The 11865-nt window shown below is 52.8% G+C and carries 13 protein-coding genes; all 13 read right to left on the reverse strand.

Annotated elements, in window-relative coordinates; translation table 11 throughout:
* Positions 1-455 precede the first annotated feature (455 nt).
* Entirely contained in the window at positions 456-635 is a 180-nt protein-coding gene (locus ABD971_RS29480; RefSeq protein ID WP_345327298.1) for a hypothetical protein, read from the reverse strand.
* A gap of 1049 nt (positions 636-1684) precedes the next feature.
* Complete coding sequence (locus tag ABD971_RS29485; protein ID WP_345327299.1) at positions 1685-1879, reverse strand: hypothetical protein; 195 nt, start codon at positions 1877-1879, stop codon at positions 1685-1687.
* Between the two features lie 234 nt (positions 1880-2113).
* Positions 2114-2578, reverse strand: a complete 465-nt coding sequence (locus ABD971_RS29490; protein WP_345327300.1) for a tetratricopeptide repeat protein — start codon at positions 2576-2578, stop codon at positions 2114-2116.
* 262 nt (positions 2579-2840) lie between these two features.
* A complete protein-coding gene (locus ABD971_RS29495) occupies positions 2841-3200 on the reverse strand; it encodes a hypothetical protein (protein ID WP_345327301.1) in 360 nt (119 codons plus the stop codon).
* Positions 3201-4483: 1283 nt separating this feature from the next.
* Positions 4484-4963, reverse strand: a complete 480-nt coding sequence (locus ABD971_RS29500) for a PDZ domain-containing protein (protein WP_345327302.1) — start codon at positions 4961-4963, stop codon at positions 4484-4486.
* A gap of 149 nt (positions 4964-5112) precedes the next feature.
* Entirely contained in the window at positions 5113-5649 is a 537-nt protein-coding gene (locus tag ABD971_RS29505; protein ID WP_339946927.1) for a hypothetical protein, read from the reverse strand.
* 224 nt (positions 5650-5873) lie between these two features.
* Positions 5874-6221 (reverse strand): hypothetical protein, encoded by a 348-nt coding sequence (locus ABD971_RS29510; RefSeq protein ID WP_339946928.1) that lies wholly within the window; start codon positions 6219-6221, stop codon positions 5874-5876.
* A gap of 227 nt (positions 6222-6448) precedes the next feature.
* Positions 6449-7231, reverse strand: coding sequence for a hypothetical protein (locus ABD971_RS29515; RefSeq protein ID WP_345327303.1), 783 nt, complete (start codon positions 7229-7231; stop codon positions 6449-6451).
* A gap of 1164 nt (positions 7232-8395) precedes the next feature.
* Positions 8396-9043, reverse strand: a complete 648-nt coding sequence (locus ABD971_RS29520; protein ID WP_345327304.1) for a hypothetical protein — start codon at positions 9041-9043, stop codon at positions 8396-8398.
* A gap of 368 nt (positions 9044-9411) precedes the next feature.
* Positions 9412-9921 carry a hypothetical protein gene (locus tag ABD971_RS29525; protein ID WP_345327305.1) on the reverse strand — a complete coding sequence of 170 codons (510 nt, stop codon included), beginning with the start codon at positions 9919-9921 and terminating at the stop codon, positions 9412-9414.
* A gap of 152 nt (positions 9922-10073) precedes the next feature.
* A complete protein-coding gene (locus tag ABD971_RS29530) occupies positions 10074-10526 on the reverse strand; it encodes a hypothetical protein (RefSeq protein ID WP_345327306.1) in 453 nt (150 codons plus the stop codon).
* A 116-nt stretch (positions 10527-10642) separates the two neighbouring features.
* Positions 10643-11197 (reverse strand): hypothetical protein, encoded by a 555-nt coding sequence (locus tag ABD971_RS29535; protein ID WP_345327307.1) that lies wholly within the window; start codon positions 11195-11197, stop codon positions 10643-10645.
* A 125-nt stretch (positions 11198-11322) separates the two neighbouring features.
* On the reverse strand, positions 11323-11865 hold a 543-nt coding region (locus ABD971_RS29540; protein ID WP_345327308.1), incomplete at its 5' end, for a hypothetical protein.

The raw sequence follows: 11865 nt of genomic DNA on the forward strand, positions 1-11865 counted from the left end.
ACGCACCATTTACCTTCCCGTTAAGACCGGTCCACTGTCAACTTTTCGTGGGCAATTCCAGACAAACCAGCGGAAGGCCATCTTCCGGTCCTGAGACCAACACGTGCGAGGGTCCAATGGACGTCGCCACGGACAAATGCGTCACTTCGGTTTCGAGTTTCGATGCGAATTTGTCGTACCAGGCGTTCAGTCTATCACGCCCCGCAGACGTCTTCCAAATTTGCGCAGACAAAAGCTGTTCCCGTGGGATAACGGCAAAGGCCACCTAGTCCGAGCGGACGAGCCACCACCAGGTAAAGTGTTTTTCAGGACTCCGCGGCAAGTCGACCGAGGTCCCTTTGGTTTAGGTTAAGCTTTGTGTTTTCCGTTTGCCACTGGTTTCTCTCGCGTGATGTCACAAAAGTTTAACCCTGCCCCATTGACCCTCGGCCCCTCGCAGATCCGGACGTGCCGCGTTACCGCATCCGGCTCCCAGCCGACACCTCTTCCATTGCCATCACCTCGCACTCTTCAATCGCAATCAAATCGGCGCCATCAGCATTCGAGATCCGTGGATCTTCGCCTAACTCGCGGCGAATCCTGCACCGAAACGTTTGCCCGCGAATCACGCCAATGATCGCGAATGCGTGCCGCATGACAGAATTAGTAAGGCACCAATGCATCGCGACCAACAACTCGAACGAGCGGTGGTAACGGCGGCAGCGATCGACGCGCCGTCCAGCTGACGAGTTGAATTGGCGACCACGATCCCAATCGATCGCTACGTCCCCTGATGCCCCAACACAGGCAAAAAAATGGTTGGCAAAAAGATGAAGGCAGAAAAGGAACTCGCTTTCCCGTCTCTCCAATCTTTCTGTCGCACCAATCTTTCTGTCGACCACTTACCTCGATCCGCAAAAGTATCACTCTGTAATAAACAACGTCGCATCGTACTACTATCACACAGCGACTACCACACAGCGACTACCACACAGCGACTATTACACAGGGGGGGGACACTGACCAGGGAAGGTTAAAAAATAGGACACGTTTGCTTGAGCAAACTGAGGCCGAACAACGATCCGTATTTACTGAGTGGCAAGGAGTGATCCAGCATGACAGGCCCCCGGATCCGCGCTAATCACGCTGTAAAAACAGCAGGACAGACGAATGGGGGGGACAGACGAATGAAGCTGGGCAGTGACCAAGCGTATCATTCCGCGAGCGGCGGCGAACAACGACGCCAACGAGCCGAGACAGCGATTGACGCATTGCGCAATGGACGGTGCGAATTGGCGACCCGTTACAGGCAAAAACATGGGTGACAAAAAGATGAAGGCAGAAAAGGGACTCGCTTTCCCGTCTCTCCAATCTTTCTGTCTGTCATCCGCTTTTTTCCCAGGAGTGCCAGAGCAACGAGTCAGTCTATACCACGGTCACTCCTCACTCCTCACTCCTCACTCCTCACTCCTCACTCCTCACTCCTCACTCCCTCACTCCTCACTCCCTCACTCCCTCACTCCCTCACTCCCTCACTCCCTCACTCCCTCACTCCCTGTCTCCCTGTCTCCCTGTCTCCCTGTCTCCCTGTCTCCCTGTCTCCCTGTCTCCCTGTCTCCCTGTCTCCCTGCCTCCCCTCCCACCCGCTCGACTTCAAGCTATTTCCAGTCCGCAACGTGCATTGCCTGGTCCTGGCTTAGTCTCGCTACGATTGCACCCACAACTTGATCCAGACGCTGATGCCCGCGATCAGCAAAATCCAGCCGCCAATCGCGACGAACGTGCCAGGCGTCCTTTCGGTAATATCCGGTCTCCCAAGCCCCATCGCTACTCCGGTCATTCGCCCCATTTCATCCGAGAACCAGATACACATCTGGGGCAACAGAACGAAAAGCAGCATGCGAAATACGGATTCGCCGGAACCAGTCACCGCAAACACGAACGCTACAAAACTCGTTGCGGCTATCGCTGAAAGCGTTCTCGAAAAGAATGTGTAGTCAAACAATCGGTGCACACGCGTCTTAGCGAAAGTGGTGGAAGATTAACTGCCAAAACGACACGAGTTAACTGGGCCGCGACCAACCAACACTGATTAAAAAAGCCGCGCGGCTCGCGGCTCCGGCTGCACCATTTGTCATTTCGCTTTTGTTTGGATTTCGGTCTTGAGCCTTTCAGCAAGAGCATCACCTTCGGCAATCTTGTCACCAATCCCTTTGCCTACAATGTCACGCGCCTGATCAGCACCTTCGGCATCCCCGGTCGCCGAGAGCACTAGCCACGCGTATGCCGTTACGTTGTCAGCAGCTATCCCCTCACCTTGAACATGCATCATCGCAACGTTGTATTGGGCCTTCGAGTGTCCCTGCATTGCAGCCTTCGTGTACCATTCCAATGCGACTTCGTTCGACTGCGTCACCCCAGCACCATCACGGATCATTTCCGCCAGATTGAATTGCGCATTTGCGTACCCTTGTTCGGCAGCTTGACGATACCAGTACGCAGCGGTTTCAAGACTCTGGGTAACACCTTCACCGATGTCATACGCATAACCAAGCGCAGACTGCGCTCTCGCGTCACCGTTTTCGGCAGCAGTTTTCATTGCGTCAATTGACATTTCGTGATCCTTGGGAGTTTGTTCTTGTGGAGGTGGTTGTTTTTCTTGTGACGGAACTGTCGACGAGGTCGGTTGGCCACATCCAACGATGATCAACGTGAGCAGCGACAGTAGAACGCGCGATCGGATGTGAGTGACGTTAAGCAAACGGCTAAAATCACCCGGTCGCGTCGGGAGATTGCCATTGCCCCCCCGACTTCGCGACTCGGGTACATTTGTTTCGTTACGGCATCTTACAGCACAGAGGTCACGTCGTGGTTTTCATCATGACAGAGAACACCGCGAGCGAAACGTATGCTGCGACGCTAGCAGTCACAATCCATAGCCCTCGTTTCCTCAATCGCGGAATTGATCGAAGCAGGCCAACCGATATGTGTGCGAAGCCAATCGATGTCATCAGCACCACGACATTCATCGCGACAATTCCAACCCATTGCCAAGTCGTATCGGGCCAAGTCTCAAATCCAGCGAAGATGATGACGTTGCTAACAATCCCACCCAGCATTAGCAGCGATAGGAAACCGGATACAATCGCGGATCCAGTATGAATCCAGGTTCGCTCCGAGTTCTGCCCTGCTGCGGCGGGCGGTGTATAAGGATTCTCCATTCAATTCGTTGCCGTAACGGCTGGCAAAACCGGGCCGCCGCGGTTGATCCTCCATTCGAAAAATCGCTGTCGGCGGCTCCGCGGCAAGTCGACCGAGGTCTCTTTGGTTTAGGTTAAGCCTTGTGTTTTCTGTTTGCCACCGGTTTCTCTCGCGTGATGTCACAAAATTTTAATCCTGCCTCATTGACCCTCGGCCCCTCTCCGATCCGGACGTGCCGCGTTACCGCATCCGGCTCCCAGCCGACACCTCTTCCATTGCCATCACCTCGCACTCTTTAATCGCAATCAAATCGGCGCCAAGAGCACGTGGGCTCTGTGGAAATCCATCTGACTCACAGCGAATAACGCATTCGAAGGTTTGCCCGCGAATCACGCGAATGCATCGCGATCAACAACTCGAACGAGCCGTGGTAACGGCGGCAGCGATCGACGCACCGTCCAGCCGACGAGTTGAATTGGCGACCACGATCCCAATCGATCGCTACGTCCCCTGATGACCCAACACAGGCAAAAAAATGGTTGGCAAAAAGATGAAGGCACTCAACACTCCCTCGTTTTAATCTTTTTGTCGCACCAATCTTTCTGTCGACCACTTACCTCGATCCGTAAATGCATCACTCTGTAATGAACAGCGTCGCATCGTACTACTATCACACAGCGACTATCACACAGCGACTATCACACAGGGGGGGGGACACTGACCAGGGAAGGTTAAAAAATCGCAGGTTCAAAAATAGGACACGTTTGCTTGAGCAAACTGAGGCCGAACAACGATCCGTATTTACTGAGTGGCAAGGAGTGATCCAGCATGAAGGGTCCCCGGATCCGCGTTAATCACGCTGTAAAAACAGCAGGACATACGAATGGGGGACAGACGAATGAAGCTGGGCAGAGACCAAGCGTATCATTCCGCGAGCGGCGGCGAACAACGACGCCAACGAGCCGAGACAACGATTGACGCATTGCGCAATGGACGGTGCGAATTGGCAACCCGTTACAGGCAAAAACATGGGTGGCAAAAAGATGAAGGCAGAAAAGGGACTCGCTTTCCCGTCTCTCCAATCTTTCTGTCGCACCAATCTTTCTGTCCTACATCCGCTATCACCTGCCGAGCACTCCTCACTCCTCACTCCTCACTCCGTGTCTCCGTGTCTCCGTGTCTCCGTGTCTCCGTGTCTCCGTGTCTCCGTGTCTCCGTGTCTCCGTGTCTCCGTGTCTCGCCTCCCACCCGCTCGTCAACCAGACCTTGCCAGTCCGCAACGTGCACGGCATAGTTCTGGCGTCTATAAACCAATCGTCGTGATGCTCAAGTCTTTGACATCCGACCAATCGCCTAAAGTTACCGTAATCGTAGTAGCCGCTCCGTTGCGTACGATGCCAAGTCTAACAGCTTGGCCCGGCCGCAACCCACTTGCCCGCGATTGGAAGTCGGCCGCATCGCGAAACGTCGATCCATTGATTGTCGTGACGAAATCACCCGCCATTAGTCCAGCGGCATCCGCAGGTCCCGTTGGGGCGACTTGCGTCAATTTTAGCGCGTACGGTACGCCCATCGCTGCGATGTCGGCCGGCGACGCAGCGTCCCAGCCAATACCGGCCCACCCAACGCTTTCGGGCGAAAGAGCTCGCGAGGATGCGCGGAAATGGTTGATATCGAACAAATAATTCCGAAACAGAAATCCGGCTATGAGCAACGCGAGTACGGCGACGACGATAGAGAGGCGAACGCGTCTCGTGTGGTTTGTGGCAGATTTGGTTGCCATCAGATCGCACATTTAAATGACGAGAAGTGAAACCACATAAATGCCAGAACGGTCGCCGAGCAGCGGGGCGGCGACAAAAGATTCTCAATTGTAATAAAACGCGACTTCGCCGCTCCCGTGGATCGGAATGGTTATCCGCCGTTCGATGGTTAGCTTGTAGGTTTGTGTGTCAGATCAGAAGTTGCGTGAAATGAATGGACTGCTCGGCCGGGCCGGAACATAGACGGATACAACCGCCTATACTCCTTACCCAGCTCAAAAGCTCGACGCCATTCATCTTTACCTATAGTTTGTCTTCGTTCGCATAAAGGTTCACCGTCATCCGTCAGGAAGTCTGCAATAAGAGGGTGGAAGTTCACGAACCTTCCTGTTGCCCCCGGGCCTGGATGAAGATCGCTTCCTAGCCCAGGGGTAAAATCATAGGTGTTTATCGTAACTAGCTTCTGACCAACCTTTAGTTCGCTAAGTGATATCTCTGATGGCTCAAACTTCAACATCGCCACGCAATCTAGCTCATCAGTATAGGCAGCGACATAGATTGGATCCGCTTCAATCACCACGGCAGCTCGACTATCGCCGAATCTAAGATGTTCCTCAATATAGATCACAGATGAACGCCCCCACTCGGAGAAACCTAGCCACCAATCCCACGCCCCTCCGAAACCGCCCAAGTCAGGGCGTTGCATCCGAAGTTTTTTCTTCGATAGCGATAGCCCCAGAGGGTTTGAGGCACCGTGAGGCGAGTGGTATCGTGGTTTCTTGTTTTTCACAGGCTTGGGTCTATCATTTCAGGAAACTCATTTTCAGTCGGATATCGGTACGCATCACCGAGTCGGGAAAGTTGATTGTCCATTTGTAAAACCTCGCAAGCCCGACTTCGGTGGATGCGCTGGTTATCCGACGCTCAATTCTAACTTTTGAAAAACGTCGAAGCGCATTCCTCTGCTTCGATCTCGCAAAAAAGCATCTGCCCCGCACCATCGCGGTAGTAGATCTGTTGTCCGGACACGCAGGTCTGCTCATTCTCCAGTATGAAGAAAATCGCTGGAGCACGGGCGTCAGTATCTGGAAGAGGTACCGTTACATCGATGCAAAAAATTACGGCATCAGCCGGGTCTTCGGCCAAGCACTGGCGATAAACCTCGATTCCATGATTGAGGTCGGTGATCTCGATTCCTGCAGTCGCCATCACGCGGACCTGATCACCATTGGCAGCCATTGCGAACGGTGCAAATCCATCGTTTTTGTCGACTTCCATTCGTGCACTGTGCATTGCTTGATGAAGCACCAACTGAACGGGACTCATGCAATTGCCTGCGACACGATTGGGTTATGGAGTGATTCAGGAAACAGGGCTTGGAGGTGACGCGATTCGGTATTCGGGTAACGGTAGCGATCACGTGGTCGCCGCGAACGACTGACCACTTCAATCAACTCAACTCGGCGACTCACGTGCATCGCCTGGTTCACACCCTCGGCATGCAGCTATTTCCCAGCAAATATCATCGCGCCGCTTCCAAACGAACGAAACACCACAAAAGTATCGAACTCGTGCTCGAACGACATGGCTTGCTTTTGGTCTCCAGAAAGGATGTTTAACGCTTTCACAGGCGTGTCGAGCTGAATCAATTTCGGCTCACCAGGAGGAATAATTTGCTTTGACGATGCGAATTCGATCTGCATTGGTTCCGCCGGGTGTTCCAACTCGATGAGGTTGCGTTTCCCGGTCTTTACTCGGCTGACAAGGGATTTGACCATTGGGTTGATGCGTTCGTCGTAAATTTTGTGGCGAAATGGACCAAAGCCCTGCCAAACAACAATCCGCTGTGCCGCAGCACTGCGTTGAATGTCAATTTCGTAAGAGATCGGGGTTCCAACAGTGATATCGTTTTTCGTAGCAGGTGTGCTTGGCTGCCCCGGCGATTGCCGAACGAAGATCGTCTCGTCATTGGTCAAAATCTCGTTTCCCGAGGAGAGCGTGATTTTTGACACCGACAGATTTCCGACGAGATCAGCACCGGAAACAAGAGTCCCCTTGATCGATAGGTATTCCCGCCATTCAAACCGATCAACAAGTGGGTTTGGCGCGAATGGATCAACTTCGTCAGCCGTTGAGTTTTTGCCATGTTCAATCGGAGCTTTAGCGAGAAGATTTGTTTGGCACGTGATCAATAATGCAAGAATAGACGCGTTTGTTGCAGTGATCGTTGAATTCATCACAAGCTCCAAAAAAAGGGGAAGAGAGACGAGACGTGCGGTGGTTTTCATGCGTGTGTGAACGGGACGGTTCACCCAGCACGGACGAACGACGTTGTGATGGCATATTTTCTCTCCACCCGTCCTTCGGACGAGTAGAACGGAGTCTCTCGGATGTTAGGATACGCTTTGTGTTCACAGTTTGCCACAGATTTCTCCTTGTGGTGTCACAATATCTGACCCTTGTCCAATTGATCACCGAACCCTCTCAGAACCGAACTGCCGCCGCCGCATCCGGCTCCCAGCCGACGCCTCTCACCTGGCATCACTTTGCACTCTTCAATCGCGTTCATGTTCACAACGCGAGCACTCCGATTCTTAAAAATTCGCCTGACTCGTGGCGAATACCGCACCTAATCGCCAGCCCGCAAATCCTCGCCAATCATTGCGAATGAGCGACGCATGACGGAATTGTGAACAGAAAAATGGTTGACAGAAATATGAGAGCTGAAAAATTGAGGACTCGCTTCTCAGCCTTCAAATTTTTCTGTCGCAACAATCTTTCTGTCTTACACCCGTTAATCCTTGGCACGTGCGAGCACAACAAACCAGTCTGTACCGAGAACGCCGGCCAGCGAGCCAAACTTCCCTCGTTCGGCATTACCCGAAGTCAACGGTACTATGCAGTCATCCGATTCCCAAAGAGTCATTTGCCTCTGTTGCCTTTTCGGCGTCGCGAGCATACTCGGTTCGTTGTGATTGGAAGTCATAATCGAATCAAGAACTTCAGGGCCTCGCTGGTTGCCTGATTGACGTGTTGTATAGCGCGAATGGGGCGCCGACTCCGGGTCTCCGTTTGCAACTCGCCATTGACGTTACAAACGGTGTTGCCTTGGGGCGTGAACAAACCTTGGGCAGAATCCAACAGTTACAAAATTTCGGAGCTAATCCCGTTCACGGTCGCGCACACCACCTGCGATCCATTCATCCTCACTACCTCTCTGTGTACGCTTCAAACTACGATTTCAGCCAATGATGCCTATACGCAGCCTGCAACACTCAATACTGGGCCTGTGGCTAGCAGTTACCCAGGCGGGATTCACACCCGCTCGTCAATCAGACCTTGCCAGTCCGCACGTTCACCGCATTGTTATTCGGAGTTGTGCGAACCGGTAACGATAAGGCGTCATCATAGGTCAAGTTTACGTGTGTAGCAAATACCGGCCGAGCGATTCATCAGTCTTTAATTGCCAGACCCGATGCGATCTTGAATGCCGATAGGATCGCCAGCAGAAAAAACAATCCGTAAACCGGGCTGAAGCTCTGGGTAAACGCTGCCATACGGAGATCATCAGCGTTTGCCCGAATCTTGGACCGCAGTTCCTCTTTGCGGGCTTTTTTCTGATTGAAGTGCTCACCGGGCGGTGTGCTATTCCAACGAGTTCTCGCTTCTGTCGCCACGTCGACCGGAAAATCGGAGAGTTGTTTTGCTGTTGTCGCCGATTGACCGGGAGGCCAATTCACAGGTTCTCCCGCAACGTCCCGCTCCTGGATGATTTTCATCGCCTGGACCACCGCCATCTCCTCATCCGTAACGCGGACGTCATTGGTGAGATTCAGAAGTTCCAAATCAAACAGCAATTTTGTCCCGACATACTTACCTCCGATGATCGCCAGAAACGAAAAAATAGCCGCTGTGATGCCTGGTGCCCATCCTCGGATGTTTCCTGCGGCCATCCGGACTGCCATGCCGACCAGAACTCCGATGCCCAAGGCGATCCAGCCAACCTCATGATGGGTCCAGTAGGTGATAGCCGCCCAGGCCCACGCCCCAACCGCTCCGCCAATCACTCCTGCAACTACCCATTTCAGCTGATGAATCATCAAGGTCCTCGATTATGAATGGCCTGCTTAAGTGTTCGCTGCAAGCAGGAGGGCCGCGATCATGACGCTCATGCGCGTACGCGATTAATCTATGCTCGAATAACGGTTGAGGTCACCCGGCACGAACGGAAAAGCGACCATTGGGAAAATAGTTTTTTGAGTGCTCGGGTGCACCGGCGTGGTTCGCCACACACGTAGCACCATGATTCACTGCCAAGTACTCTCGACAAGAGGATTGTATCGCCGCCGGAATCGCAAAACAAATCGATCGTGAGTGGAAACATGCAGCCCGACATTAGATGCAAATGCCCTGTTTTTGAATCGCCGAACGACCCGACATTGTGTGAGAGGCTCTGCGTAGGCGAACATTACCGATCACCCGGTCGGCGCGGTTGATCTTCCATTGTCGAATCGCCCCGACTCGCCGACTCGGGTGCATCGGATAGTTCGCCCACTTCGTCTGTTTGGGGCGGGAGATAGTCTACCATCTCGTGAGACCATCGCGGATCACCGTCCGAATGTTCAATTGGAGATTCAGAGATGGAGTGGATGTATCGGTCGACGAGGACATCATAGTCGTCGCGTGTCTCGTACGTTGGCCGGAAATCGTCACGCAGCACCCGTAGTTGCGTGAGAACATTATCAGCGTTGTCGTTTTCGAGTTCAACGATCGTGTTTTGAATCAGGTCTTTCGTCGCTTCGGAGAAGTAAATGTTGGATTGCAGTCGATCCAAGGATCCGACGATCCATGCAACACCGAATGACATTGCGATCGCACAGATGCCCAACGTGATTCGTGTTGTGCGGTTGTCGTAGAACTCGGAGATCAGCCAAGCGATTGGCAAAGCAGCGACGAGCAACAGGATCAGTTCGAGCATCGGCTGGCACTGTCGTAAAAGTCACGATTTCGTTGGGCGAACGACCCGCATCACCGAGTCGGGAAAGTTGATTGTCCATTCGTAAAACCTCGCAAGCCCGACTTCGGTGGATGCGATGGTTATCTGATCCATGGCCCCGCGTTCGTAAAGAACTAGCGTAGCAGCCGCCATTCAGGTTCCGAGAGACCAGGTCGTTCGCACATTGTAAATCTGCGCCCACAGCAAGCACAATCATATCGTCCAGTGACGGACACATCATAGTAAAACTCGATTTCGTCAACATTGATCATATGGCTGGACTTCTCAAGGTTGAGCGGGCTTGCCGGTGCTCCTTTCGTCAGTATTTCACATCGGCATTTTCCTTCCTTAATCAGTGACAACATCATCAGCGCCCCATCAATCACGATTCGGAGGCGCTTGTCAGAAGTATCTCCGTAGAGATCCAGTTCTCTGGCAATCGTGTCCTGATGCTCGGTGAGGTGCTGGAGATAGTCAACGCTAAAATGATTCACTAAATCGTATAACGCACTGCCCACGCTCCCTTCGCGTCCGCTGCTAATCGCGGCGAGAAACGCGCGAGATTGATCTTCTATGGTCCATGCCATCAGAGGTTTCGACAAGGAATTCCTGTGTTTGTCAGATAACGTCCGCCGTGACCGGGGACGGCGAGTAGATTTTCCACTTGTAAAGCACGATGCCGTCCTCCGTGTCCACGGCATTGTTATCCGTCTGTCGGCTCGGGTACTGGCTTGAACTCGTATCTGTCCGTTGCCGGTATCCGAAAAACACCTTTGATGCTGGCAACTGGAATCTTGTGTGGAAACCAAACTTCGACCCATGGAATGCATCCGCCCTCGATTTGTCCAACGGCTTCGTTGAAGTTAGCAGAGTTAGGAATTATGTCAGGCGAGAGAGATTCACGATCCAACTGAAGGAGAATCTGATCGGAGTCTTGAGCAACGAGTACATCCCAGCTGTTGCCCCACTGTCGCATCACTTGGCGTTCGGTAGGTGTTGCGAAATCGAATATGCTAACGTACTTCTTAAGATAGCCGTAGCTCCGATCGGATATATCACCAAAACGTTTTGGGAATCGCCCGCCGACGTTTGGTTCGATTGCCCCCGAACTCCGAATTGCATCCCAGGACGTTGGCGAAGTCACATGCCAAAATCCATTTGAGACAAAGTCATAGATCTTTCGCCATGAAGGGTCGCTGCCGATGCGTTGGTACTCCGGCTCATCGCTATCGTCAAAATTTGGAATGAAGCGATCCATGGTCACCAGTTACGCAAATCGGATAACGGCACGCATCAGCGGGGACGGGCGAAAGACTTGCAAGTATACTGTATCGCGTGCCACCCGTCCTCCGTTGCATGCGATTGTTACCCGTCGAGTATTGTCTATCCGCAGGTCAGGTAGTATCCAGAATCCAGGATCTGGTACTGGCTTTCGCAATCAGTGCAAGTAACCAGTGGTTCGAGCATTCTGGCTTGGTTTGCGCCGACCGCCTTCGCGACGAAGTGAAATCGAGCAGGAAAGAGAAAGCTTGAGTGAGCGAGAAGGTCTTCCAAGCCTGGAGTCGTCGCAATCGTGCGTTCAACCGCCAATGGATCATCAGCGCCGCGCCCGACTTCCTTCATCTTGGAAACGATTAAGCGATTTTTGGTTCCTGGGAAATTTCGGATGAGTTGATCGACCACCTTAAGCAACCCGAGTTCGGTGAAGAGCTCATGAAATGACGTTGAGTCAAGCAGGAATTGCTTCTCGTCATCCGTAAGTGTTGCGAGCGAATGTGAGCGACCGCATTGCGGGCACAGTGTCAGCACTGGGTCGAGCATTCGCTCAACGGATGGGCAGAATATCGTCATTGCTTCTGTCGGGTAACGGCCAGCGTCACCGGGGCCCGTGAGTTGGGTATCCATTCGAGAAAACGAGCCAACGGG

The organism is Novipirellula rosea, assembly GCF_039541335.1.
GTDB classification, from domain to species: Bacteria; Planctomycetota; Planctomycetia; order Pirellulales; family Pirellulaceae; genus Novipirellula; species Novipirellula rosea.

What these genes read in the sequence shown, in the direction of transcription:
- ABD971_RS29505 (WP_339946927.1), bottom strand. Translation starts at nt 5,649, where the DNA reads ATGCAACGCCCTGACTTGGGCGGTTTCGGAGGGGCGTGGGATTGGTGG.
- ABD971_RS29495 (WP_345327301.1), bottom strand. Translation starts at nt 3,200, where the DNA reads ATGGAGAATCCTTATACACCGCCCGCCGCAGCAGGGCAGAACTCGGAG.
- ABD971_RS29535 (WP_345327307.1), bottom strand. Translation starts at nt 11,197, where the DNA reads ATGGATCGCTTCATTCCAAATTTTGACGATAGCGATGAGCCGGAGTAC.
- ABD971_RS29480 (WP_345327298.1), bottom strand. Translation starts at nt 635, where the DNA reads ATGCGGCACGCATTCGCGATCATTGGCGTGATTCGCGGGCAAACGTTT.
- ABD971_RS29490 (WP_345327300.1), bottom strand. Translation starts at nt 2,578, where the DNA reads ATGAAAACTGCTGCCGAAAACGGTGACGCGAGAGCGCAGTCTGCGCTT.
- ABD971_RS29500 (WP_345327302.1), bottom strand. Translation starts at nt 4,963, where the DNA reads ATGGCAACCAAATCTGCCACAAACCACACGAGACGCGTTCGCCTCTCT.
- ABD971_RS29510 (WP_339946928.1), bottom strand. Translation starts at nt 6,221, where the DNA reads ATGGAAGTCGACAAAAACGATGGATTTGCACCGTTCGCAATGGCTGCC.
- ABD971_RS29525 (WP_345327305.1), bottom strand. Translation starts at nt 9,921, where the DNA reads ATGCTCGAACTGATCCTGTTGCTCGTCGCTGCTTTGCCAATCGCTTGG.
- ABD971_RS29530 (WP_345327306.1), bottom strand. Translation starts at nt 10,526, where the DNA reads ATGGCATGGACCATAGAAGATCAATCTCGCGCGTTTCTCGCCGCGATT.
- ABD971_RS29515 (WP_345327303.1), bottom strand. Translation starts at nt 7,231, where the DNA reads ATGAAAACCACCGCACGTCTCGTCTCTCTTCCCCTTTTTTTGGAGCTT.
- ABD971_RS29520 (WP_345327304.1), bottom strand. Translation starts at nt 9,043, where the DNA reads ATGATTCATCAGCTGAAATGGGTAGTTGCAGGAGTGATTGGCGGAGCG.
- ABD971_RS29485 (WP_345327299.1), bottom strand. Translation starts at nt 1,879, where the DNA reads ATGCTGCTTTTCGTTCTGTTGCCCCAGATGTGTATCTGGTTCTCGGAT.